The following is a 23,213-nucleotide window of genomic DNA, read 5'->3' on the forward strand; positions in this document are numbered from 1 at the left end:
GACCTGACTGCACAGGAAGGGCCGCCGCGCGTGTCCATGGCCGCTGAGGACGACGGGCTGTTCGCGTTACCCACGTCGTCCAACGACACTCCGCCCGCCGAGCCCGTACGGGCCGGCGCACCGCTGGCGGTACGGATGCGACCGCGCACGCTCGCCGAGGTGGTCGGCCAGGCGCACCTGCTGCGGCCCGGCTCGCCGCTGCGGCGGCTGGCGGAGGGCGGGGAGGCGGCGTCGGTGCTGCTCTACGGTCCGCCCGGCACCGGGAAGACGACCCTCGCGCGGCTGCTCGCCGATGCGGCCCACCGGCACTTCGTCGCCCTCTCGGCGCTGTCCAGCGGGGTGAAGGAACTGCGCGACGTGATGAACGACGCGCGCCATCGCCGCGACCGCCAGAACCGGCAGACGGTGCTGTTCATCGACGAGGTGCACCGATTCTCCAAGACCCAGCAGGACGCGCTCCTCGGCGCCGTGGAGGACAGGCTCGTGCTGCTCGTCGCGGCCACGACCGAGAACCCGTCGTTCTCGGTCGTGGCCCCGCTGCTCTCCCGCCTGCTGGTACTGCGACTGGAGTCCCTGAGCGAGGACGAGGTCCGCGCGTTGTTGCGCCGTGCCGTGCGCGACGAGCGGGGCCTCCGCGGTGCGGTCACGCTGTCCCCCGAGGCCGAGGACGCCCTCGTACGCCTCGCGGCCGGCGACGCCCGCAGTGCGCTGACCGCTCTGGAGGCGAGCGCCGACGGGGTGACCGGCACCGGCGGCACGGTGGTCGACGTGTCCGCGGTGGAGCGGGCCGTCGCCGAGACGACCGTCCGCTACGACCGGCAGGGCGACCAGCACCACGACGTCGTCAGCGCCTTCATCAAGTCGATCCGCGGCTCGGACCCCGACGCCGCGCTGCACTACCTGGCCCGCATGCTCGTGGCCGGGGAGGACCCGCGGTTCATCGCGCGGCGGCTGGTGGTGCACGCCAGTGAGGATGTCGGGCTGGCCGACCCCACGGCACTGCAGGCCGCCGTCGCGGCGGCGCAGACGGTCCAGCTCATCGGCATGCCCGAGGCCCGCCTCGCCCTGGCGCAGGCCACGGTGCACCTGTCCATGGCGCCGAAGTCGAACGCGGTGATCGTCGGGATCGACGAGGCGATGGCCGACGTCCGGGCGGGCGCCGTCGGCGAGATCCCCGCCCATCTGCGGTACGGCCGCTATGCCGGCGCCAGGGAACTGGGCAACGCGATCGGCTACCGCTACCCCCACAGGCTCCCCGAGGGAGTCCTGGAGCAGCAGTACCCGCCGGACGACCTGGTGGGCACGGACTATTACCGCCCCACGCAGCACGGCGGGGAGCGCGTCCTGCACGAGCGCCTCATCAAGCTCCGCCGTGCCGTCCGCGGCGAGGAGGGGTAACGCCCGCTGCCCGTGCCGGCTCACGGGCACGGGCAGCGGAGGAGACGAGGTCACCTCACGCGACAGCGGTGCCCTCGAGCTCGACCATCTGGCCGGGGATCGCCAGGCGCGTCACACCGAGCATGGTGGTCGTCGGCGCGACCTGGGCGGCGCCCAGTCGGCCCGCCAGCACACCGTAGTGCTGGAAGAGCAGGTCGACGTCAGTCGTGTAGACGTTGAGCCGGACGAGGTTGGAGAGGGACATGCCGGCCTCGGCGAGCACCGCCTCGATGTTGTCGATGCTCAGCGCCAACTGCGCCGCCATGTCACCATCGTGCTCGGGCTTGCCCTCCTTGCTCATCGCGGTCTGCCCCGAGATGTACAGGGTCCGCGAGTGCCCGGAGACGACCTCACCCTGGTTGAAGCCCATCTCGACCGACCACGACACCGGGTTGACCGCGTTACGTTCCATTGCCGACTCGCTCCATCCACTCGGTTCACTGAGTACGTACGTTCAACAAATCGGCATCCGCCGGGCTTTGTCGTCGCACAAAGGAGCCTTCCAGCAATACGTGACATCCTCGGTCATGTATTTCGTTAGAGTTTTCGCATGCGCGCCGACCGGTTGGTTTCCCTGGTGCTTCTGCTGCGTCAGCGCGGTCGGATGACCGCGGAGACACTGGCTCGTGAGCTGGAGGTCTCCACCCGCACGGTGCTGCGCGACATCGAGGCGCTGTCTGCGGCGGGCGTCCCGGTGTACGCCGAGCGCGGCCGGCACGGCGGTTTCGCCCTGTTGCCCGACTTCCAGACGGCGCTCACCGGACTGAATCACGACGAGGCGCTCGCCCTGCTCGTGGCCGGATCACGGCGCGGCGCACAGCTGTTCGGCCTCGGTTCGGCGCTCGCCTCGGCCATGCTCAAGGTGGTCGACGCGTTGCCCGAGGGTCTTCGGGACACGGCGGCCGATGCGGCGCGGCGATTACTCATCGACCCGGAGACCGACCTCCTCTCGCGCCGCACGGCCACCGAGGAGATGCCCGACGCCATCGTGGCCGAGGTCCGGCGCGCGGTGTTCGCCGGACACAAGTTGCGCATCCACTACGCGGCAGCGGGCCAGGCCCCGAAGTGGCGCACGGTGGACCCGATCGGCCTGGTCACCGTACGGGAACAGGGTTATCTGCTGGCCAAGAGAGCCGGCGAGGACCGCACCTACCGGCTGTCCCGGGTGCTGGCCGCCGAAGAACTCGACGAACCCGCGCAGCGACCGGAAACCGTCGACCTGGACCGGGCCTGGCAGGAACGTAACGCGCGGTTCCGGACCGGCGGTGACAAGGTCGCCGTGCTGGTACGGGTGAATCCGGCACGGCGGGAGCACCTGGTCGGCACCGCCCTGGCCGTCTGCGCCGAGGAAGCCCACGCGGACGGCTGGCTGCGGCTGAACGTGATCTTCCAGGATTCGCGCCATGCCGAATGGGCCCTGTGGCAGCACGCCATGGACGCCGAAGTCCTGGCCCCGCAGTGGCTGCGCACCTCCCTGTGCGACCGCGCCGCCGCGGTCGCCGCCCGCTACGGTTCGCCGTCCCGAGCGGCCCGGTGCCCCGTTCCGGACTGACCCCACCAGGGCCTTGAGAGCGTCCCTCAGCCCGTGGCGGGTGAGGGGCTCACCGAGCCGGTGCGGCGCCCACTCGCGCGTCGACCCGCTGGAAGCCGAGGGAGAGTCCGTCCCCGCCGCCCAGCGAGGCGAATTCGGCGTCGATCGCTCGACTTCATCTGTACGGACATGCCGGCCTCCTGGCCCGATCGTCGGTGGACACTCGCGATCACCCTAGAAGCGGCCCGGCCCAAAATCGTTCGACTGTCAGGCCGTGCGCGGCCATGATCCGCATCCATGACGACCTCGCCGCAGTTCCTGGCCCGGGCCGCCGCCCGCGACAACGCCGAGTGGTGCGCGGCAATGTGCCGGGCGCACGGTGTGGCGAGTGAGTTCGGGGGCGAGGCGTGGGCCGCCGCGGGGCGGGCGCCGCTCTACTACCCCGACGCGGTGACGCTGGAGCCGGGCGCCGACCCGGACGCGCTCGTGGCTCGGGTCGACATGGGCTCGCCCGGCGCCTCGGTCAAGGACAGCTTCGCCGATCTCGATCTGACGGGGGCCGGGTTCCGGGTGCTGTTCGAGGCGCGGTGGATCCACCGTCCGGCGGGTGCGGCCGCGCCCGCCCGCGCCCCCGGGCCGACGGATCTCGCGTGGGACGTGGTGCGCGATCCGGACGCGCTGCGCGCCTGGGCACTGGCCTGGGACGGCGGCGCCGGGAACGCGGGCCTCTGGCGGGACGGGCTGCTCGCCGGCCCGGAGACCTTCGTGATCGCGGGGCGGTCCGGTGACGGGCGCGTCGTCGCCGGAGCGGTGGCCACCCGTGGCGCGCACCTGGTCGGCGTCTCCAACGTCTTCGGGCGGGAGGGCGGGCCCGACACGGCCTGGCCGGGCCTGCTGCACCTGCTCGGTCGGCTCTTCCCCGCCCTGCCCGTGGTCGGTTACGAGAGCGGCAACGACCTGCGGACCGCCCTCCGGCACGGCTTCGAGCCGGCCGGCCCGTTGCGGGTGTGGCTGCACGGCGGGTAGCGGCGGGACCCGCCACCCGCTACCGCGGCTTGTACGCCAGGAACGTGCCGATCTGCCGCTTGGTCCCCTCGTCCGGCTCCTGCACCACACGCGTCGTGATGACCAGCCCGGCCCGGTGCAGCAGTTCGGCGATCCGCTCCGGCGGCAGCAGGTACGACTCGTAGGACACCGGGTGGTCGCCGTAGGCGTGCGACGGACGCAGGTGCTCGCCGCCGCCCACCGGGCCGGCCAGCATCAGCCGGCCGCCGGGTGCGAGGGTGCGGTGGAACTCGGCGAACACGGTCGGCAGCCACTGCGGCGGGGTGTGGTGGGTGGAGTAGTACGCCAGGATGCCGCCGAGTTCGCCGCTGCCGATCTCCAGAGCGGTCATCGAGCCGACGGTGAAGCGCAGATCCGGATACGCCTCCCGGGCCAGCCCGACCATCTCCGGCGACACGTCCACGCCGAACACCGGCACGCCCAGGGCGGCCAGATGTGCCGTCACCTTGCCCGGGCCGCAGCCGAGGTCGGCCACCGGCCCGGGGTGCGGCGGCCGGACGAGCTCGGCGAAGGCGGCCAGCATCGCGCGCGACACCGGGTCCAGCTCGGCCGGCTCCTTGACGAGCCGGGCGTAGTCGGCGGCGACGGTGTCGTACGACTCCCGGACGGCGGTGAGGTGGGAGGGCTCGGTCATGCCGTGAAGGTAGACGACGGCACTGACAGGGCCGGGCCGTCACGCCGAGCGGGCACACGCCGGTCCCCCGCCCGGCACGGGGGCAGCGTGACGAAGCAGAAGCCTCTCCGATATTTGCCTAAAGCTATTAGGTAGATGCACACTACCTTTTGGCAGAAGGGAGTGGCCGTATGGCACGCGCAGGACTGACACCGGAACGCCTGACCCGGGCAGGTGCCGAGCTGGCCGACGAGGTCGGCTTCGAGCAGGTGACCGTCTCGGCGCTCGCCCGCCGGTTCGACGTCAAGGTCGCGAGTCTGTACTCGCACGTGAAGAACTCCCAGGACCTCAGGACCCGGATCGCCCTGCTCGCCCTCACGGAGCTCGCCGACCGGGCCGCCGACGCCCTGGCCGGGCGGGCCGGCAAGGAAGCCCTGGCCGCCCTCGCGAACGTCTACCGCGACTACGCCCGGGAGCACCCCGGCCGTTACGCCGCCGCCCAGCTGCGGCTCGACCCGCAGACGGCGGCGGCGAGCGCCGGCGTCCGGCACGCGCAGATGACCCGGGCGCTGCTGCGCGGCTACGACCTGACGGAACCGGACCAGACCCACGCGGTCCGCCTGCTGGGCAGCGTCTTCCACGGGTACGTCAGCCTGGAGATGGGCGGCGGGTTCAGTCACAGCGCTCCCGACACCGACGACACCTGGGCCCGGATCCTCGACGCACTCGACACGCTGCTGCGGAACTGGCCCGAACCCCCCACCGACTCCCGAGGCTGACACCATGCACACCGAGCACGACTGGATCACCACCCCCCTCACGGCGGACCTGCTGCGCGGCGCCCTCGACCTGGAGCGCACCGAGCACGGGCTGCTCCCGCACCGGCTGCCCGCCCGGGCCCGCGCGCAGAACACCAATGCCCAGCTGGCCATGGCCGAGGCCCAGCCGTCCGGCGTACGGCTGGCGTTCCGTACCGCCGCGACCGCCGTCGAGCTGGACACGCTGCGCACCAAGCGCGACTACGCCGGCTTCCCGCCCCGGCCGGACGGCCTGTACGACCTGCTCGTCGACGGGCGCCCGGCCGGCCAGGCCACGGGAACGGGCGGCAACGTCCTCACGATCGACATGGCCACCTGGGAGGGTGAGGTCACGCCGGGCCCGGTCGGCACCGTCCGCTTCACCGGACTGCCCGCGCGCGAGAAGGACGTCGAGATCTGGCTGCCGCACAACGAGACCACCGAGCTCGTCGCCCTGCGCACCGACGCGCCCGTGGAGCCGGTGCCGGACCGGGGCCGGAGGGTGTGGCTGCACCACGGCAGTTCGATCAGCCACGGCTCCGACGCCGCGAGCCCGACCGCCATCTGGCCCGCGATCGCCGCGTCGCTCGGCGGTGTGGAACTGGTCAACCTCGGTCTGGGCGGCAGTGCGATGCTCGACCCGTTCACCGCGCGCGCCATGCGGGACACCCCGGCCGACCTGATCAGCGTGAAGATCGGCATCAACATCGTCAACGCGGACGCGATGCGGCTGCGCGCGTTCGGTCCGGCCGTGCACGGTTTCCTCGACACGATCCGCGACGGGCACCCTGACGTCCCGCTGCTGGTCGTCTCCTCCGTCCACTGCGCCATCCACGAGAGCACGCCCGGGCCGACGGCCCCGGACATCAGCGCGCTCGGCGAGGGCCGGCTGCGGTTCGCCGCGATGGGCGACCCGGCGGAGGTGCCCGCCGGGAAGCTGACGCTCGGCGTCGTCCGGGAGGAACTGTCCCGTATCGTCCGCCGGCGTGCGGCCGAGGACCCGAACCTCCACTACCTCGACGGCCTCGACCTCTACGGCGCCTCCGACGCGGCCGAACTCCCCCTCCCCGACGAGGTCCACCCGGACGCCGCCACCCACCGCCGCATCGGCGAACGCTTCCACGCCCTCGCCTTCACCGGGAACGGCCCCTTCGCCCCGGCCTCGTGACCGCGTGACCTCGCGCGACGGCGTCCACAGCCCGGGGACGCCGTCGCGCCTGGCGGCCCGGTCGGCGGGTCAGAAGGGCAACGGCCGCCCCCGCACCACGTCCAGCCGTGTCACCGCCCGCGTCAGCACCACGTAGAGCCGGTGCAGCCCCCGTTCCTCCGCCTCGGCGATCGCCGCCGGCTCGACGGCCACGACATGGTCGTACTCGAGGCCCTTGACGACGCTCGCCGGTACCAGGGACACCCGCGCGCCGAGTTCCTCCGGGCCCGCCGCGTCGATGCCGGCCGCGTCCAGGGCCGCCCGGATCCGGGGCACGTCCGCGTCCGCCGCGACGACCCCGACCGAGCCCTCCCGCCCCAGTGCGTCCCGGACCGCTTCGACGACCGCGCCGGGCACGCCGTCCGGGTCCGTCTCGCGCATCCGCAGCTCCCCGTCACCGCGCAGCGAACGGGCCGCCGGTACGTCCACGTCCAGCCGCTCCAGCAGCCGGTTGGCGAGGGCGACGACCGCGCGCGGCACGCGGAAGCCGGTGGTCAGCTCGACCACGGCCGCGTCCGGTTTCCCCAGGTGCGCCAGGACGGCCGGCCAGGACCGGGCCGCCCACGGGGTCGTCCCCTGCGCCAGGTCGCCCAGGACCGTCAGCGAGCCGAAGGACGCCCGGCGGGCGATGGCCCGGCACTCCATCGGGGACAGGTCCTGCGCCTCGTCGACGACGACGTGCCCGTACCCCTCCGGGTGCTCGATCAGCCCGGCGACCTCGTCGAGGAGCACCAGGTCGGCGGGCGACCAGCGCGCCGACTTCCACGATCGGGGCGGCTTCCGCCACAGCAGCGCCCGCTGCTCGTCGGGGTCCAGCAGCCCGTCGGCGGCCTGCGCCAACACCCCGGGATCGGCGAGCAGTTCGGCCACGACCTCCTCGGGCCGCACCCGGGGCCAGACGGCGTCGACGTACGCGGACACGGGCCGGGCCCGCTCGATCCGGCGCACCCAGGCGTTGGGGGGCGGCCCGGCCCGTCGTTCGGCCTGCTCGTGCAGGCACCGCACGATCCGCGCCCGCACCCGCTCCCGCCCGACGCCGTAGGGTGGTTCCTCCTCCCGTACGTCCGCCACGATCCCCTCCAGGGTCTGCGCCGGCACCCGCCAGCGGTACGACCCGTCCGGCACGGCGAGGGAGCCGGCCCCCTCGGCGCGCACCCTCGCGTACAGCGCACGCCGCAGTACCTCGGCCATCCGGGCGTCGTGCTTGACGACGGCGGCCGCCGGCTCGTCACGGCCCCTGACCGGATGCCGCGCGATCTCCTCGGCCAGCGTCGACTGCCGCACGCCGGTCTCGCCCAGGGACGGCAGGACCTCCGCGATGTACGACAGGAAGGTGCGGTTGGGCCCGAGGATCAGCAGACCGCCGCGGCGGATGCGCTGCGGGTACGTGTAGAGCAGATACGCGGCCCGGTGCAGCCCGACGGCGGTCTTGCCGGTGCCGGGCGCCCCCTGCACGCACACCGACACCGCCAGGTCCCCCCGTACGAGGTCGTCCTGCTCGGGCTGGATGGTCGCGGCGATGTCCCGCATGGGCCCGACGCGCGGCCGTTCGATCTCCCGGGCGACGATCTCGCTGGTCCGCGCCTCGCCCTGCCCCAGGTGCTCGTCCTCCAGGCCGGTCAGGTCGGCGGAGTCGCCCCGGCTGCCGGGCGCCCACCCGAACCGGCGGCGCACGGCGACGCCCTGCGGGTCGCGGGCCGAGGCCTGGTAGAAGGCGCGTGAGACGGGCGCGCGCCAGTCGACGACGAGGGGCGGTTGTGCCGGATGCTCGGAGATCCGCAGCCGGCCGATGTGCAACTGCCCGTCCTCCCGCTGCAAGGCCCCGAAGAACAAGGGCCCCTCGGGCAGCTCGCGCAGCGCCTTGGCCTGGCTGCGCAGCCGGTACCCGAGCACCTCGGCATCGGCGCCGGACGCGGACACGTCCTCCCCGATGACGACCTGCTCCCCGGCCCCCTCGACCATCGCGGCGAGGGCGGCCCGGCAGCGGTCGTGGTGGGCGCGTTCACGGTCGAGGACATGCTGAAGGGCAGGCTCGGTCGACGTCATTCCACAGAGCGTAGCGCGAAAACGTGACCGAGTTAAATTTATTACTAGGTATCACCATGGAGGCCGGGCGGCAGCCCCGCCGCCAGCCATCCGAACGCCCGCTCCGCCGCCGCCACCGCGTCCGCCCGTACGTCCGCCACCCGCTCCCCCGCCGCGATCCGCCGCCAGTTCTCCAGCGCGAGGATCCGCTGCACGGCCATGATCTGCCCGGCCGCGAGCCGCGCGTCCAGATCACCCCCGAGCGCCTCGGCGAGCGCGGCCTCGGACCGCTCCTGGTGCGTGTGCGCCCGGGCGACCAGGGAGGGCGTCCCGTAGAGCAGCCGGTGGAAGGCGAGCACCCGGGGATCGTCGTTGAGCCCGGTCACGGGATCGCACCGCTCCAGTCCCTCCAGGAAGTGCCGCCGCAGCGCCCCCACGGGATCGCCCTCAGCCGCCGCGACCACCCGCGCGGCCTCGCCCTCGTGGTCGGCGATCCGGTGCAGGACCAGGTCCTCCTTCGCCGGGAAGTACCGGAACAGCGTCGGCTTGGAGATCTCGGCCGCCGCCGCCACCTCGGCGACGGACACCGCGTCGAACCCCTTCTCCAGGAAGAGCCGGATCGCGATGTCGGACACGGTCTCGTACATCCGCTGCTTCTTGCGCTCACGCAGGCCGGGCTCGGTCATGGGGGGAGCCTACGGTCCGCGTCCGACGGCGGCGTCACGGCGTCACGGCGTCACGGCGTCACGGCCCAGGCTCCCACTCCTCCTCGATCAACGGCCCGTACGAAGTGATCACCGTCGGGGCCTCCGCCCGACACAGCGCGCGGACCTTGCGTTCGTTGCGTCCGTAGCCGACGAACTCCACGCCGGCCCGAGCGGCCGCCTGTACGTCCGTAGGCGTGTCGCCGATCATCACCGCGTCGTCGGGGCCGAGGCCGAGCACACGCAGTGCGCGGAACAGGACGTCGGGGTGCGGCTTCATCAGGCCCGGGTCGTCGGCGCGGCGGCCCTGGACCGTGGCGAAGTACGGGAGCAGCCCGCGCCGGTCGAGATGCGCCTCAGCCGCCAGGGGAGAGTTGTTCGTGACCACGGCCAGAGTCACTCCCCGGCGCGCGAGTCCGCGGATGAGGGCGTCCGCGTACGGGGTGTGCCACTCGCGATGGGCGGCGACGAGTTCGGCGGCAGCGAGTTCACCGGCCGTGACCCGTTCCTCCAGGACGCGCAGCAGCCCTTGCAGGCCGGGCACCCCCGCGCGCAGGGCTCGATGCACCGCGCCCAGGACGACATGCGGATCCTTGTGGGTCCGTTCCGCCGCACCGAGGACGTGCGAGGCTCCGACGGCCTCGATCTCACGCCGGAGTTCGTCGGCGATCGGTTTCGACCTGTCCTCGGGAAAGAGCCGGCAGATCGGCCCGTCGAAGTCGAAGAGAACACAGCGGGCCCCGGCCAGCCTTCTGCGTACGTCCGTGAACATGTCGACGTCGACAGCCATGGTCGTTCCGCCCGCCTTCCCGCCTCGGCCCGTCTCAGCCCCGCACGCCCGTCGGTTCCCTGCGCTCCGCGACGGCCTGGCGGGGCCGCCGGACACGAAGCCGTTGCCCCTCGGGACGCCGGGGTATGTGTTCCTGTTTCAGCCCATCACCACCGGGCAGGTCCAAAGCCGACCGGGTACGCCATTCCCGGTCCGCGGCATGCCACCGGCGCAGTGCTTCGCGGACCTCGCTCTCGTCCCGCGGATCACCCGTGAGTCTCAGTGGCTGCCAGGCCCGGTGCAGCGCACGGCACACCCGGTCGGCCGCGTCGGACAGTTCGCGTTCGGCGGGACACTCGGACAAGTACAGGGCGGCCCGCATCACGTCCGGGTAGAGCGACTGGACGAACTCGAAGTCGCGGTAGGCGCGCAGGCCCCGGTCGAGGTCGGCGGTCATCTCGCCGTGGCCGGTGCTGCGCATCGCCTGGGTCCACAGGTCGATCATCACCTCGCGCTCCTCCTTGGCGTAGTCCATCCGGACCAAGTGCGTCGCGAGGTCGTGCAACGGGTCGCCGTACAGGGCGAGTTCCCAGTCGATCACTGCCAGACGCTCACCGTCCGCCCCGGGCAGGACCAGCACATTGGCCCGGTGAACGTCCGTGTGCAACAGGGCGAAGGGACGCTGGGCCGGGGTGCGAAGGGTGCCCAGGAAGCGTTCCACGGCGTCGCGGGGAATGCCCACGGCGTCGAACAGCATGCCGAAGCGCGGCCGATTGGCCTGGTGCACCCGCTGCTCGGTGAAACCGGCCAGCCACCCCAGGAAACCCTCGCTGTCGCCGTCGTCCGGCCAGTCCTCGGGCAGCGCAGGGAGCTCGGCCCCGGGCACCCCGGCCAGTTCCGCGAAGAATCCGGCGAGCGCGGCCAGCCGGTCCGGGCCGATCCGCTGCCCCGCGGGAGCCACCTCGGCGAGGGTGGGACCCGGCAGATACTCGTGCAGAGACCATTCTCCGAAGTCGACCAGGCAACGCGGCACATGACGCACCCGGCCGTCGAGCACCCTCAGCAGCTCGGACTCCCGTCGCCACAGTCGCGGCACTACTTCGACCGCCTGCCTGGGCGTGCGGAACTTGGCGAGAACGTCTCCCGACCGCTGCCGCAGCAGGAAGGCCAGCGGAGTTCCCAGGGGCAGGACGAGGTTCGTGTTGTGATGGCCGGAAACCACCTCCCCGTCGGGGCTGCGGCGCCTTGCCTCCGCGAGTCGGCGCACCAACGAGTGGAACGCTCTGCGGTGCAGAGGGGACGACATGAGCGCACAGAGTAGTACGACGACTGGTGAGACTCACCGCGTGTCACTATATGGACAACCCCCTTCACGCTCCGTGCCGGAGGGTCTCATTTCTCTCGCCGCCCCCTTGAACCCAGAACGTTCCAGGCCGACTGAAACCAGTCTCGTTTCTCTTCGAAGAGCGCCACTTCCCGGGGATCCACGGACCGGCTGTGGAAGTAGTGGAGCTTCGAGAAGGCGCCGAGCACATCCACCGCCTCGACCTGCGTCTCCTCCTCGTCGTCGAGCGTGATGACGGTCCTCTCCGGCATGTACGTCCCGTACAGCATGTGCTGCTCGTTGAGGACGTACAGCTTGAAGGTGGGCGTCAGCGGTACACGCCTGACCTCCAGGCGGGCGTCGACTCCGCATTCTTCGAGCTGGTCGACCAGTCTGCCCACCTCCCTGGCGTACCGGCGCGCCATCGTCCGCCAACGCTGGTGGATCCGAGTGTCGTCCGGGTCCTCGGCCCGGGGGTAGGCCAACGGGTGGTCCTCGCTCGGCACCAGCATGCGGATGTGCAGGGCCTGCGGCGGAGTCTTCTTTTCGACGATGACGCGTTCCGCCTGCCGCTTGAGATGGCCGTACAGGGTCTCGGAGGTCAGCGTGAAGACATCGATGCTGACCCGTCCCGTCTCCTGAAAGGCGCGATCGATCCACGAGCCGAGGGCAGGGTGGGCCGCCGCCTCGTCAACGACCGCTTTCGTCGGCCCGGACGGCACGGCCCGAACATAGCTGCCACTGCCATGACGGATCTCGAGCAGGCCTTCGTCGGCGAGTTGGTTGAGGACGCGCCGGAGCGTGTCCCTGGAGACGCCGAGGCCCGCGGCCAGCTCCCGTCCAGCCGGCAGTGAGCTGCCGACCGGGTACGTCTCGTCCGCGATGCGTTTCCGCAGGAGCTCCGCCACCTGCAGGAACCTGCGGCCGGCGCCTTCCTTCTGTGCTGAGCTGGTCATGCTCGGAACCTACCGCCCTCCTACCGGAATCACACCACTCCCAGTCGGATTTCACCCACCCGGATACCAACCAATTGGACCGATGGTTAAGGATCTTCGCACTTGGTTAGTCCAATACTAGGCCACCAGTCCAATTGGCGGCCAGTTGACGGCCCAGCGGCCGACGACCCACAAGGGGGACACCGTGGTGATTGCGCCGGCTCTACAGCTCTTCGGTGTGGTGCTCGTGCTCGGCTTCGAGCAGCTCGTGCAGTGGAAGCTGGGGGCGATGGGGCTGGTCGCCCTGTTCCTCCTGGCCGTGGGTCTGAAGGCACGGAACTCGACGTGCACGTCCCTCGGCGCCGTGATCCTGCTGCTTCTCATGACGAACCGCTGAGCCGCGGCGGGGCTCTCAGCGCCGCAGAAGCTCCAGCAACGGCTCCAGCGACGGCAGGACGACCTCGGCACCGGCATCCCGCAGCGATGTGACCGCCGGGTCGCGGCGCGCGTACCCCAGGAACGGTACGCCCGCTTCCTTCGCGGCAAGGCAGTCGGAAGGGGTGTCACCGATCATCAGGGCGTCCGTCGGGGCGGCACCCATGGCGTTCAGCGCCCGGTTGAGGCAGTGCGGGTCCGGCTTGAGCAGCTGGAGGTCTCCGGTCCGGCCGTAGACGTGCGGAGAGAAGCAGGGGAGCAGGTCACGGCTGGTGAGGTACTGCCGTATCACCCGCGGGGAGTTGTTGCTGGCGACGGCCAGGCGGGCACCGACAGCCGTCCAGGTGCGGATCAGCGGGTCCGCGTACGCGGTGGGCAGTGCGGTGCCCGCTGCCCGCAACTCCTCCTGGGTCAGGCGCTCCTCCAGCTCCACGACCAGGTCACTGCCGGGGTACCGGTGGCCCACGGCGCGCAGAATCACATGAGGGTCGAGGGACTCACGCTCGGCCCCCGAGAGCACGCCGTGCAGACCGCGGCCCTCCAGCCAGGACACCAGGTCGCGGGCCACCCCCTCCGCCGAGTGGCGCGCGAACAGCCGACAGATGGGCCCGTCGAAGTCCCACAGCACGACACGGGCACGTCTGATCAGATGGCGAAGTCCGTCCGGATCACCTTCGGTCGCGATTCTCACCGCATCAGTCTGCTTCGTATCAGGAGTCACTAGGAGAGTGTCAGGTCCGTCGAGATGGTTTCCCAGAGGGCGTCGAACCACTTCTGGGTTTCCTCCACGAGCCGGGCATCGCGGTTTCCGGCCTGCTTCAGGAACGAGAAGAGGAGGGACTCGGAGCCGAGCGCGTCGTACATGTCCAGGGTTCGGCTGCCCCACGCCTCTTCTCGCCGGGTCAGCATGTAGTACCCCATCAGCACTTCCTGGCCGTTGAGTACGTACAGCTTCATGGGCGGGGTGAAGGGCAGCGCCCGGAAGCGGACCCGTACGTCCATGCCGTGCGTGGCCCGCAGGGTCAGCAGGTTGTGTTCGAGGACCCGGAGCTGGGCATTGCGCATCTCCAGCCAGCGCTGGTGCACGGCGTCGTCCTCCCCCTGCTCCTCGACGAGACGGGGGAAGGCCAGGTTGATGTCCCGGGAGGGGAGCAGAAGACGCAGGTCGATCGACTCGGGGCGGCTCCCGCCCCCGTGGATACGGCGCAGCGGCTCCCCAAGGGCCACCATCAAGGTCTCGGACGTGTGGCAGACCACGTCGACATGGACGGCCGTCGTCGAGAACGCCTCCGTCAGTCGCGGTGCCAGGCCCACCATCGTCGGCTGGGGCTCGTCCCGGGCCGGGGCCGGTGCGGCGATGCGCGGCGGGCTGCCCTTGCTGACGTTGCTGAGGAGGCCGTCCTCCTGGAGTGCCCGCAGGGCCTGGCGTACGGCGCCGCGCTCCACACCGAACTCCTCCGCGAGTTCGGCCTGGGTGGGCAGGCGGTCCCCCGGCTTGAGCTCGCCGGCGCGGATGCGTTTGCGCAGGTGGTCGGCGATCTCCTGGGGCGAGAGCCTTCTGCTGCCGTTCACTGCCACGTTCTCCTGGGTCACGACCAAACGCTACAACTTTGATCCATCTAGCGGGAGTTGTTTGAAAGTTGTTTATGACTAGGTGCCAAGGGGGGACAACTTAATCAGAGTTGGTTACCAACTTCACAGAGTTGGCGGAAGTTTTGCTTCCGAACTGCCGAAGGGGGAACTCAGATGCCCGCCCTCGCTCTCCTCTCCGCCGCCTTCGTCGTCGCCTTCGAGCAGCTCGTCCAGTGGAAGTACGGTCCGGCCGGCATCGTCGGCCTGATCCTTCTCACGGTGGGCATCAAGGCCAAGAGCCCGGCCGTCAGCTCCGCCGGAGCGGTCGTGCTCGCGCTGCTGATGACAGGCCCCGCCCGATGAGTCACCGCACCGCCCCGGTTCAACCCACCGTGGGAGACGTCAGTTCGTGAGCACCAGCTCCGAACTGATCGTCTCCCACAGTGCGTTGAACCACAGGTGCGACTGCTCGACGAACGTCGTGTCGCGCGGACCGGGGCCCTGCTGGAAGGAGAACAGCATCGACTGGGTGCCCTGGGCGTCGTACATCTCCAGGTGCTCGTGGTCGATCTCGGCCTCCCGGCGCATCAGCGTGTAGTACGCGAACAGCGCCTCCGTGTTGTTGAGCAGGTACAGCTTCACCGGCGGGGTGAAGGGCAGCGCCCGGAACGTGACGCGCACGTCGATGCCGTGCGTGGCGCGCAGGGCCAGGAGGTTGTGCCGGAGGACCTGGCCCTGCGCGTTGCGCATCGCCAGCCACCGGTCGTGCACCCAGTCGTCGCCGCGCCCCTCGACCGGCACCGGGAAGGCGAGGTCGATGTCCCGGCTCGGCAGCAGGACCCGGACGTCGACCTTGGCCGGTTTCAGCCGTCCGGCGTGGATCTGCCGCAGCGGCTCACCGATGGCGAGCGTGAGGGACACGGAGGTCAGGCACACGGCGTCGATCTCGACGTGCTCCGCCGCGAAGGCCGCCGCGATCCGCGGAGCCAGGGCCACCGTGGTGGGCAGCGGCGGGGTGTGCGGGCCGGTCGGCGCCGTGTCCGGGGCGGGGGCGACGGTCGCCGGGCTGCCCTTGGACACGTTGGTGAGCAACCGCTCTGACTGGAGGATGCGCAGGGCCTGGCGTACGGCACCGCGCTCGACGCCGAACTCGTGGGCCAGCTGGGCCTGGGTGGGCATGCGTTCGCCCGGCCGCAGTGCTCCTGACCTGATCCGGGCGCGCAGTTCGTCGGCCACCTCGTGATGTGTTCTCTGTGGCCGTTGCGACCTCTTCCGTCCACTGACGGAGGCGTGTTCCGGGTCCACAACTGAACAGTACAACTTCCCGCCATCTTTGGGCAGTTCAGCACCAGATGGTTATGAGTCGCTTCCAAGCGGAGATAAGTACAGAGAAGTTGGTAGCCAACTTGAGCGACGTGGTCAGACCCTCAAGGGGGTTGGCCATCCGCCATGGGGCTCCCTTCCGGAGGGGAGCCGGGAGCCCCGGCCGGTCGGCACCACCGCCGGCAGGCACCACCGCGCAACAACCACAACCGAACAGCTCGCTACGGATGCGGGATCCCTGTCGTCGGCGGAAGGGAGCGGCTCAGAACATGTCCGGGCACCAAGGCCGCCTGGACGTACGCAGCAGGGCGTCGGCCTTCCGGGCGGCGCCCGCTCGTTCTTCCCGGACCCGGCCCAGCGCCGCCAGCCGCACCGCCGACTCGTCGCCGAGCCACAGCGCCCCCAACTCGCCCAGCCCGAGCACGATGTCCGCGCTCCTCGTGGTCGGCGTACAGGACGTCCCGGCGGCCGAGGCCTCCAGCAGGTAGCGCCCGCCGGTCAGACCGTCCACGCCGGCGACCTCCAGCACCAGCGTCCCCTCCCCCTCGTACGTCCGCGCCTGGAGCGCCCGTACGACGTCGAGGATCCGCACCCACAGCCAGTCCGCCAGCGTGGTGATCCTGGCCGCCCGCGGGTCCGGCAGCAGGAACGGGAGCAGGTCGTCGGGCGCCCGCCAGCCGCTCTTGACGGTCACGACCCAGTCGATCGAGCACAGGTACTGCCACAGGGCGCGCTCCGCGGCCGGTGTCGCGCCGAGCAGCCACGTCACGGTGGCCGTGTTCAACGGCTGCTTGGCGTCACCCCAGTGGTCGTCGACCTCGTAGGCGGCCATGCCCTCGACCTCGCCGGACGCCGAGCGGTACACGGCGAAGAAGGGGAGCTTCCACGACGGGTCGAACCGCAGGGCGCCGGTGTTGAGCTTCCACCACACCTCGTCGCGGGTGATGACACCGGGCTGGGTGCGGCGCAGCCGCTCGTGCAGCTCGGGGCCGAGCTTGCGGACGTCCTCGCCGTCCACCAGGTCGATCCGCCCGCCGTCCGCCGGGCCCGCCCAGCGGGCGTCGAGACCGGCGCGCGGCACGTCGATGGTCCACTCCGACATCCAGGTCGCCGGCCCGAAGCCGTACCGGCCGTAGATCGGGTATTCGGCGGCGATCAGCGTCGCGACGACGTCCCCGCGCTCCTTCGCGGCCGCCAGGTCCTGCGCCATCATCCGGCTGAGCAGCCCTCGGCGGCGGTGCGTGGCGGTGACGGTGACGCCCGAGACGGCGTCGGCCGGGACGCTCGCCCCGCCCACGGCCGTGAGCTCCTGGTCGAAGGACTTGAAGGTCGCCACGCACCGGCCCCCGTCGAAAGCGCCGAGGTAACGGCCGGGGACGAATTGCCGGCGGCGCCCCTCGATCTCCTCCTCGGACGGGGCCGGCGCCCGCAGGAAGCCGTTGTTCACGGCACGCAGCCAGTCGGTGAACTCGGTTTCGGTGACGGGCCGTATGTCGATGCCGTCGGCTCGGGGAGTGAGGGCCATGCCATCACGCTAGGCGGAGGGCCGGTCGGTGTCGCGTAAATATCCGACCGCCGGCCCTCCCGGGCCGCGGAGCCTCACACGAGCAGGTCGTCGACCTGAGCCTCGCCCTCGCGGTACCGGCGCGCGATCTCCGTGCTGCACTCGTCGGCCGTGCGCTGGAGCCGCTGCCGCCGCCGGGAGACCTGCTGCTCGTAGCGCACGAGCCGCCCCATGGCGGTGCTCAGTTCCAGGTCCGTCCGGGCGTCCAGGTCGGACAGCTCGACCTCGGCGAGCATCTCCGCGGCCAGTTGCCGGTACTCCTCGCCCTGCGGCGTCCCCACGGTCAGATGACGGGCGGAGGAGCGGTGCCGGGCCGGGGCGTCCCGCAGGATCTCCGCGAGCCGTTCGACCACGGACGACTCCGCGGGCCCGGCGACCGAGGCCGCGCCCACCGGGGTGCGCCGCGTCAGCTCCGCCCGCAGGATGTCGATCCGCCCCTGGAGCAGTCGCCGTACGTAGCTGAGGTCGGCTTCGTCGCGCTGGGCCTCGCGGCGCAGCGTGCGCAGCTCGGGCAGGCTCAGCGTGGCCAGATGGCGCTCGGGAGTGTCCGAGGGCAGCGGCGGGCTGTCGGTGCGCTGTGTGGGTGGCCGGTGGTACTCCGCCGCCCCGGCCCCCATGTGGCTGGACCAGACAGCCCCCAGCGGATGTCCGGTACTGGATGTGCTCATGTGCCTCAACCGTCCCCTCGACCGGTGTGTGAAAGCATCGTGCCACCCCAAGTGGCCGCTATGAGAACGAGTGCCCCCGATAGACCCCAGATGGGCGGTTAAGCAGCAAAATACGGCCGTGCGGGGCCTGTTGGGGCCCTGCGCAAACCACCCTTTCGGGCCACGCGCGAACCGCCCGCGGCCCTGACATCACCTCCCGGCATGATGGACGTATGCGAGCAGTGGTGCAGAGGGTGGACGGCGCGAGCGTCGTCGTGGACGGCGAGACCGTGGGGGCGATCGAGGGCGAGGGGCTGTGCGTCCTCGTCGGCGTCACGCACGAGGACACCAAGGAGAAGGCGGCCCAGCTGGCCCGCAAGCTCTGGTCGGTCCGCATGCTGCACGACGAGAAGTCGTGCAGCGACATCGACGCCCCGCTCCTGGTGATCAGCCAGTTCACCCTGTACGGCGACGCGCGCAAGGGCCGCCGCCCCACCTGGAACGCGGCCGCTCCCGGCGATGTCGCCGAGCCGCTCGTCGACGAGGTGGTCGCCCAGCTGCGCTCGCTGGGCGCGACGGTGGCCACGGGCCGTTTCGGAGCGGCGATGCGCGTATCACTGACGAACGACGGCCCGTTCACCGTGCTGATCGAGATCTGACCCGAAAGAACTACAAGTCTTACGGCTCGACGACGACTTCCTGGGCCGCGGCCGTGTCGCCGGCCACCAGCGGGGCGTCCACGGCCACGTTCCGCTTCACCAGGGCGAGGGCGACCGGCCCCAGCTCGTGGTGGCGGACGGAGGTCGTGATGAAGCCGATCTTCCGGCCGTCGGGGCCGTCGCCTGCGAGCCGGAGCTCGGTGCCGGCCACCGGCAGGTGGACCTCGCTGCCGTCCAGGTGCAGGAAGACCAGCCGGCGCGGCGGCTTGCCCAGGTTGTGCACCCGGGCGACCGTCTCCTGGCCCCGGTAGCAGCCCTTCTGGAGGTGCACCGCCGAGCCGATCCAGCCCAGCTCGTGCGGGATGGTGCGGTGGTCGGTCTCGAAGCCGAGCCGGGGCCGGTGCTGCTCCACGCGCAGCGCCTCGTAGGCGAGGATCCCGGCGGGCGGTCCGGCCTGCGCGGCGAACGCCTCCAGGTCGGCGCGGGGCAGGAACAGGTCCCGGCCGTACGGCGTCTCCCGTACGACGGCGTCCTGCGGCACCTCGGCGATGGAGCCGGCCGGCAGGTGCACCACCGCGATGTCGGCCGTCCGGTCGGCGACCTCGACCTTGTAGAAGAACTTCATGGACTCCAGGTACGCGATCAGCGCGTCCTGGGTGCCCGGCTCCACATGGGCCCAGACGGTCTCGCCGTCGTCGACGAGGTAGAGGGCGTGCTCGATGTGGCCGTTCGCGGAGAGGATCAGCGCCTCGGTGGCCTGGCCGGCCGGGAGGTCGCTGACGTGCTGGGTGAGCAGCAGGTGCAGCCAGGCGAGCCGGTCCTCGCCGGTGACGGTGACGACCCCCCGGTGCGAGAGGTCCACGAAGCCGGCGCCGTCGGCGAGGGCACGCTGCTCGCGGAACAGATCGCCGTAGTGGGCGGCGACGCCTTCGTCCACGCCCTCGGCGGGGACGGCGCCGGGCAGGGTCAGCAGGGGGCTCTTCATATGCGTAAGCCTACGACTCGGTAGTTGAAGCCTTGAGCGTGCAGTCCTCGCACCGGCCGAAGATCGCGAAGTGCTTCAGGTCGGTGTCGAAGCCGAACGTCTGCCGCAGCTTCGCGGTGAACTCGGCGGCCACGGAGACGTCCGCCTCGATGACGTTCTGGCAGTCGCGGCAGACCAGGTGGAGGTGGTGGTGCCGGTCCGCGAGGTGGTAGGTCGGCGCCCCGTGCCCCAGATGGGCGTGGCTGACCAGGCCGAGCTCCTCCAGCAGCTCCAGCGTCCGGTACACCGTGGAAATGTTGACCCCCGACGCCGTCTTCCTCACTTCCACGAGGATGTCGTCGGGGGTCGCGTGCTCCAGGGTGTCCACGGCTTCGAGCACGAGTTGCCGCTGCGGGGTCAGCCGGTAGCCGCGCTGCCGCAGATCGCTCTTCCAGTCGGTGCTCACCACACCGGCCAGTCTAGAACTACTTGAAGAAAGCGATCCCGTCGTCCGGCATGTCGTCGGGCAGGGCCTTGGCCCAGCGCTCGACCTCCTCCGGGGTGACGACCTTCTTCAGGTGGGCCGACATGTAGGGGCGCAGCTCGACCTCGGGGGTCTGCTTCTCGCCGACCCACATCAGGTCGCTCTTGACGTAGCCGTAGAGCCGCTTGCCGCCGGTGTACGGCTGGGAGGCGGCGGTGCGGGCCACCGCGTCCGTCACGAGGTCGATCTGCGGCTTCTTGTCGGCCAGCTCGCCGTACCAGATCTCGATGACGCCGTCGTCGCGGGTCATCGTCACCTCGACCTTGCGCTCGGCGTCGATCCGCCAGAAGCCGTGCTCGGACTCCAGCGGCCGGACCTTGTTGCCGTCCTTGTCCAGCACCCAGCTGTGGGAGCGGTACTCAAGGAAGTCCCGGCCGTCGTGGGTGAAGGCGACCTCCTGCCCGAAGTTGCACTTCTCGGAACCGGGGAAGTCGTGCACCCCGGCACCGGCCCAGTTGCCGAGCAGGAAGGCGAGCGGGACGAGGTCCTTGTGGAGGTCGGACGGGATCTCGATCATGGGAACTTCCTAGACGGGGATCAGCGCTGGCCCTGGTACAGCTTCTTCACGGTCAGTCCGGCGAAGGCCAGGACGCCGACGGCGACCAGGACCAACAGGATTTCGAAGAAAAGCTCCACGGGGTGCTCCTTGAGCGGGGTGCGGATGTGTGCACAGGGCCGCGCCCAGCTTACGCGGGCGCCTTCGGCACTACGATCTGGGCTATGGCGAAGAAGCTGGTGATCAAGGTGACGGCCGGGGCGGACGCCCCGGAGCGGTGTTCCCAGGCGTTCACGGTGGCGGCGGTGGCCGTGGCGAGCGGCGTGGACGTCTCCCTGTGGCTGACCGGCGAGTCCGCCTGGTTCGCCCTGCCCGGCCGCGCCGCCGAGTTCGAGCTGCCGCACGCGGCCCCGCTCCCCGACCTGCTCGACTCGGTCCTGGCCGCCGGCCGCGTCACCCTGTGCACACAGTGCGCGGCCCGCCGCGAGATCACGGAGCAGGACGTCCTCAAGGGCATCCGCATCGCCGGCGCTCAGGTCTTCGTCCAGGAGGCGATGGCGGAGGAGACCCAGGCGCTCGTCTACTGAGACTCCGTGTACAGGCAGAACGGGTGCCCGGCCGGGTCCAGGAGCACCCGGACGTCGTCCTGCGGCTGGAAGGCGGCGAGACGGGCCCCGGCGGCGACGGCCCGCGCTGTCTCCTTCGCCAGGTCGTCGACCTCGATGTCGAGGTGGATCATCATCTGCTGCCGGTCCGGGCCACTCGGCCAGAGGGGCGGCACGTACGCGGGCTCGGTCTGGAAGGACAGCCCCGTACCGCCGTCCGGGGGCCGGATGTGCACCCAGTCCGGGCCGTCCTCGCCCGGCCGTGCCGCCCAGCCGGGCAGCAGCCGCAGGTAGAAGTCCGCCAGCTCACGGGCGTTCGGTGCGTCCAGTGTCGCCGCCGTCAGGCGCATGGGCCCTCCCCCTGGCCGGTTCAGCGTCCGCGCTTCTTGCCGTCCAGTTCGTCCCACCACTCGTCGGACTTGGGGTCGCCGGAGGGGTCGTCCCACCAGCGGTCGTCCGGGCCGCGCCGGTTCGCGACCATCGCCGCGACGGGCGGGATGACCATGGCGACGACGCACATCCCGACGGCGACGGGCATGGACCACAGGCGTACGACGCCCCAGGCCAGGACGAAGAGGCCGATGCAGAGGCCCATCATCGCGAAGTACGTATGCCGCCGTCGTGCGTACATACCTCCAGCGTAGGTCCGGGCAGGCCGAAGGGCCGCACCCCAGGCGTCCAACCCGTGGGATGCGGCCCTTCGTGGCACTGTCGCGGTCAGACGGCGATCGCGACCTCCGCCAGGCCGCCCTTCTGGGCGACGACCGTGCGGTCGGCGGTGGCGCCGGGCACGAGGGCGCGGACGGTCCAGGTGCCCTCGGCCGCGTAGAAGCGGAACTGTCCGGTCGCCGAGGTCGGAACCTCGGCCGTGAACTCGCCGGTCGAGTCCAGCAGACGCACGTAGCCCGTCACGGGCTCGCCGTCCTTGGTCACCTGACCCTGGATGGTGGTCTCACCGGGCTTGATCGTCGAGGCGTCCGGGCCGCCGGCCTTCGCTCCACACATGTCGTACTCCTGAAGAGAGGTCTTGAGAGGTCGGTCGGTTTGCTTACTTGTTGGCGCCGAGCTCGATCGGCACGCCCACCAGGGAGCCGTACTCGGTCCAGGAGCCGTCGTAGTTCTTGACGTTCTCCACACCGAGCAGCTCGTGCAGCACGAACCAGGTCAGCGCGGAGCGCTCACCGATGCGGCAGTAGGCGATGGTGTCCTTGGCCAGGTCGACGCTCTCCGCGGCGTAGAGCTCCTTGAGCTCCTCGTCCGACTTGAAGGTGCCGTCGTCGTTGGCGTTCTTGGACCACGGGATGTTGCGGGCGCTCGGCACGTGGCCGGGGCGCTGGGACTGCTCCTGCGGCAGGTGGGCCGGGGCGAGCAGCTTGCCGGAGAACTCGTCGGGCGACCGCACGTCGACCAGGTTCTGCGAGCCGATGGCGGCGACGACGTCGTCGCGGAAGGCACGGATGGACGTGTCCTGCGGCTTGGCCTTGTAGTCCGTCTTCGGACGCTCCGGCACCTCGTCGCCGGCGACCAGCTCGCGGGCGTCGAGCTCCCACTTCTTGCGACCGCCGTCGAGGAGCTTGACGTTCTCGTGGCCGTACAGCTTGAAGTACCAGTACGCGTACGAGGCGAACCAGTTGTTGTTGCCGCCGTACAGGACCACGGTGTGGTCGTTGGCGATGCCCTTCTCCGACAGGAGCTTCTCGAAGCCCTCCTGGTCGACGAAGTCACGGCGGACCGGGTCCTGGAGGTCCTTGGTCCAGTCGATCCGGATGGCGTTCCGGATGTGGTTCTTCTCGTAGGCGGACGTGTCCTCGTCCACCTCGACGATGGCGATGGTCGGGTCGTCCAGGTGCTCCTGGAGCCAGTCGGCGTCGACCAGGACGTCGCTGCGGCTCATGCTCTTTCTCCTCCGGGGCAGTTACGGCGGGGCGTGCGAGGTCTGCGGGGCGCGCCCATGACGAGGGCGGCGCACGGGTGCCCTTGGTGCGGGGCGGCGGGGA

At 71.0% G+C, this 23,213-nt stretch carries 28 protein-coding genes; 9 read left to right on the plus strand and 19 right to left on the minus strand.

The window, feature by feature from the left end:
• Positions 1-36 precede the first annotated feature (36 nt).
• Positions 37-1,398, plus strand: coding sequence for a replication-associated recombination protein A (locus AC07F0_RS02860; RefSeq protein WP_399415455.1), 1,362 nt, complete (start codon positions 37-39; stop codon positions 1,396-1,398).
• 55 nt (positions 1,399-1,453) lie between these two features.
• Here AC07F0_RS02860 and AC07F0_RS02865 read toward each other — a convergent pair whose 3' ends face one another.
• Positions 1,454-1,849 carry a RidA family protein gene (locus tag AC07F0_RS02865; RefSeq protein WP_306965788.1) on the minus strand — a complete coding sequence of 132 codons (396 nt, stop codon included), beginning with the start codon at positions 1,847-1,849 and terminating at the stop codon, positions 1,454-1,456.
• A gap of 138 nt (positions 1,850-1,987) precedes the next feature.
• On the opposite strand from AC07F0_RS02865, the gene AC07F0_RS02870 reads away from it, so the two are divergent.
• Both AC07F0_RS02870 and AC07F0_RS02875 read left to right on the plus strand, forming a co-directional pair.
• Positions 1,988-2,989, plus strand: a complete 1,002-nt coding sequence (locus AC07F0_RS02870) for a helix-turn-helix transcriptional regulator (RefSeq protein WP_478973366.1) — start codon at positions 1,988-1,990, stop codon at positions 2,987-2,989.
• Between the two features lie 276 nt (positions 2,990-3,265).
• Complete coding sequence (locus AC07F0_RS02875; protein ID WP_478973369.1) at positions 3,266-3,994, plus strand: hypothetical protein; 729 nt, start codon at positions 3,266-3,268, stop codon at positions 3,992-3,994.
• Between the two features lie 19 nt (positions 3,995-4,013).
• Here AC07F0_RS02875 and AC07F0_RS02880 read toward each other — a convergent pair whose 3' ends face one another.
• A complete protein-coding gene (locus AC07F0_RS02880; RefSeq protein ID WP_478973372.1) occupies positions 4,014-4,667 on the minus strand; it encodes a class I SAM-dependent methyltransferase in 654 nt (217 codons plus the stop codon).
• A gap of 170 nt (positions 4,668-4,837) precedes the next feature.
• Between AC07F0_RS02880 and AC07F0_RS02885 the strand changes: the two genes are divergently transcribed.
• Both AC07F0_RS02885 and AC07F0_RS02890 read left to right on the plus strand, forming a co-directional pair.
• On the plus strand, positions 4,838-5,425 hold the full coding sequence (locus AC07F0_RS02885; RefSeq protein WP_478973375.1) for a TetR/AcrR family transcriptional regulator: 588 nt from the start codon (positions 4,838-4,840) through the stop codon (positions 5,423-5,425).
• 4 nt (positions 5,426-5,429) lie between these two features.
• Positions 5,430-6,611: a GDSL-type esterase/lipase family protein gene (locus tag AC07F0_RS02890; RefSeq protein ID WP_478973378.1), complete on the plus strand. Its 1,182-nt coding sequence runs from the start codon at positions 5,430-5,432 to the stop codon at positions 6,609-6,611.
• Positions 6,612-6,680: 69 nt separating this feature from the next.
• On the opposite strand, the gene AC07F0_RS02895 is transcribed toward AC07F0_RS02890, so the two are convergent.
• From AC07F0_RS02895 to AC07F0_RS02915, 5 genes are all read right to left on the minus strand, one after another.
• Positions 6,681-8,696 carry a HelD family protein gene (locus AC07F0_RS02895; protein ID WP_478973381.1) on the minus strand — a complete coding sequence of 672 codons (2,016 nt, stop codon included), beginning with the start codon at positions 8,694-8,696 and terminating at the stop codon, positions 6,681-6,683.
• 44 nt (positions 8,697-8,740) lie between these two features.
• Positions 8,741-9,361 carry a TetR family transcriptional regulator gene (locus tag AC07F0_RS02900; protein ID WP_478973384.1) on the minus strand — a complete coding sequence of 207 codons (621 nt, stop codon included), beginning with the start codon at positions 9,359-9,361 and terminating at the stop codon, positions 8,741-8,743.
• Positions 9,362-9,419: 58 nt separating this feature from the next.
• Positions 9,420-10,169 (minus strand): HAD family hydrolase, encoded by a 750-nt coding sequence (locus tag AC07F0_RS02905; RefSeq protein WP_478973387.1) that lies wholly within the window; start codon positions 10,167-10,169, stop codon positions 9,420-9,422.
• Between the two features lie 34 nt (positions 10,170-10,203).
• Entirely contained in the window at positions 10,204-11,454 is a 1,251-nt protein-coding gene (locus AC07F0_RS02910; RefSeq protein WP_478973390.1) for a phosphotransferase family protein, read from the minus strand.
• An 86-nt stretch (positions 11,455-11,540) separates the two neighbouring features.
• Entirely contained in the window at positions 11,541-12,428 is an 888-nt protein-coding gene (locus AC07F0_RS02915) for a winged helix-turn-helix domain-containing protein (protein WP_478973393.1), read from the minus strand.
• Between the two features lie 184 nt (positions 12,429-12,612).
• On the opposite strand from AC07F0_RS02915, the gene AC07F0_RS02920 reads away from it, so the two are divergent.
• Positions 12,613-12,804: a hypothetical protein gene (locus AC07F0_RS02920; protein ID WP_478973396.1), complete on the plus strand. Its 192-nt coding sequence runs from the start codon at positions 12,613-12,615 to the stop codon at positions 12,802-12,804.
• A gap of 15 nt (positions 12,805-12,819) precedes the next feature.
• Here AC07F0_RS02920 and AC07F0_RS02925 read toward each other — a convergent pair whose 3' ends face one another.
• The gene (locus AC07F0_RS02925) at positions 12,820-13,533 is read right to left on the minus strand and encodes an HAD family hydrolase (protein ID WP_478973398.1); all 714 of its coding nucleotides are present in this window, start codon (positions 13,531-13,533) and stop codon (positions 12,820-12,822) included.
• Positions 13,534-13,562: 29 nt separating this feature from the next.
• On the minus strand, positions 13,563-14,441 hold the full coding sequence (locus AC07F0_RS02930; RefSeq protein WP_478973400.1) for a winged helix-turn-helix domain-containing protein: 879 nt from the start codon (positions 14,439-14,441) through the stop codon (positions 13,563-13,565).
• Between the two features lie 147 nt (positions 14,442-14,588).
• Here AC07F0_RS02930 and AC07F0_RS02935 point away from each other — a divergent pair, with 147 nt between their 5' ends.
• Positions 14,589-14,777, plus strand: coding sequence for a hypothetical protein (locus AC07F0_RS02935; protein ID WP_010036177.1), 189 nt, complete (start codon positions 14,589-14,591; stop codon positions 14,775-14,777).
• 39 nt (positions 14,778-14,816) lie between these two features.
• Here the strand turns inward: AC07F0_RS02935 and AC07F0_RS02940 are convergent, their stop codons facing one another.
• The 3 genes from AC07F0_RS02940 to AC07F0_RS02950 all read right to left on the minus strand — a co-directional run bounded on the left by AC07F0_RS02940 (position 14,817) and on the right by AC07F0_RS02950 (position 17,969).
• Positions 14,817-15,734 carry a FadR/GntR family transcriptional regulator gene (locus AC07F0_RS02940; RefSeq protein WP_478973403.1) on the minus strand — a complete coding sequence of 306 codons (918 nt, stop codon included), beginning with the start codon at positions 15,732-15,734 and terminating at the stop codon, positions 14,817-14,819.
• A 265-nt stretch (positions 15,735-15,999) separates the two neighbouring features.
• The gene (locus tag AC07F0_RS02945) at positions 16,000-17,262 is read right to left on the minus strand and encodes a GNAT family N-acetyltransferase (protein WP_478973406.1); all 1,263 of its coding nucleotides are present in this window, start codon (positions 17,260-17,262) and stop codon (positions 16,000-16,002) included.
• Between the two features lie 74 nt (positions 17,263-17,336).
• Positions 17,337-17,969, minus strand: coding sequence for an RsiG family protein (locus AC07F0_RS02950; RefSeq protein ID WP_478973409.1), 633 nt, complete (start codon positions 17,967-17,969; stop codon positions 17,337-17,339).
• Positions 17,970-18,181: 212 nt separating this feature from the next.
• On the opposite strand from AC07F0_RS02950, the gene dtd reads away from it, so the two are divergent.
• Positions 18,182-18,607, plus strand: coding sequence for a D-aminoacyl-tRNA deacylase (dtd, locus tag AC07F0_RS02955; RefSeq protein ID WP_010036184.1), 426 nt, complete (start codon positions 18,182-18,184; stop codon positions 18,605-18,607).
• Positions 18,608-18,626: 19 nt separating this feature from the next.
• On the opposite strand, the gene ygfZ is transcribed toward dtd, so the two are convergent.
• The 3 genes from ygfZ to AC07F0_RS02970 are packed head-to-tail and all read right to left on the minus strand — an operon-like array spanning position 18,627 to position 20,632.
• On the minus strand, positions 18,627-19,592 hold the full coding sequence (gene ygfZ / locus AC07F0_RS02960) for a CAF17-like 4Fe-4S cluster assembly/insertion protein YgfZ (RefSeq protein WP_478973412.1): 966 nt from the start codon (positions 19,590-19,592) through the stop codon (positions 18,627-18,629).
• A 10-nt stretch (positions 19,593-19,602) separates the two neighbouring features.
• A complete protein-coding gene (locus AC07F0_RS02965; protein ID WP_356441596.1) occupies positions 19,603-20,040 on the minus strand; it encodes a Fur family transcriptional regulator in 438 nt (145 codons plus the stop codon).
• 16 nt (positions 20,041-20,056) lie between these two features.
• Positions 20,057-20,632 carry a heme-binding beta-barrel domain-containing protein gene (locus tag AC07F0_RS02970; RefSeq protein ID WP_010036187.1) on the minus strand — a complete coding sequence of 192 codons (576 nt, stop codon included), beginning with the start codon at positions 20,630-20,632 and terminating at the stop codon, positions 20,057-20,059.
• Between the two features lie 203 nt (positions 20,633-20,835).
• On the opposite strand from AC07F0_RS02970, the gene AC07F0_RS02975 reads away from it, so the two are divergent.
• Entirely contained in the window at positions 20,836-21,198 is a 363-nt protein-coding gene (locus tag AC07F0_RS02975) for a DsrE family protein (protein WP_020273455.1), read from the plus strand.
• On the opposite strand, the gene AC07F0_RS02980 is transcribed toward AC07F0_RS02975, so the two are convergent.
• The 4 genes from AC07F0_RS02980 to AC07F0_RS02995 all read right to left on the minus strand — a co-directional run bounded on the left by AC07F0_RS02980 (position 21,192) and on the right by AC07F0_RS02995 (position 23,110).
• Positions 21,192-21,566, minus strand: a complete 375-nt coding sequence (locus AC07F0_RS02980) for a VOC family protein (RefSeq protein WP_478973415.1) — start codon at positions 21,564-21,566, stop codon at positions 21,192-21,194. The genes AC07F0_RS02975 and AC07F0_RS02980 overlap by 7 nt on opposite strands.
• Positions 21,567-21,586: 20 nt before the next feature.
• Positions 21,587-21,847, minus strand: a complete 261-nt coding sequence (locus AC07F0_RS02985) for a DUF3099 domain-containing protein (protein WP_436726564.1) — start codon at positions 21,845-21,847, stop codon at positions 21,587-21,589.
• 86 nt (positions 21,848-21,933) lie between these two features.
• Complete coding sequence (locus tag AC07F0_RS02990; RefSeq protein ID WP_010036201.1) at positions 21,934-22,221, minus strand: DUF1416 domain-containing protein; 288 nt, start codon at positions 22,219-22,221, stop codon at positions 21,934-21,936.
• A 43-nt stretch (positions 22,222-22,264) separates the two neighbouring features.
• Complete coding sequence (locus AC07F0_RS02995; RefSeq protein WP_399415206.1) at positions 22,265-23,110, minus strand: sulfurtransferase; 846 nt, start codon at positions 23,108-23,110, stop codon at positions 22,265-22,267.
• Between the last annotated feature and the right edge of the window lie 103 nt (positions 23,111-23,213).

The sequence above is a fragment of the Streptomyces sp. NPDC045955 genome, from assembly GCF_056430805.1.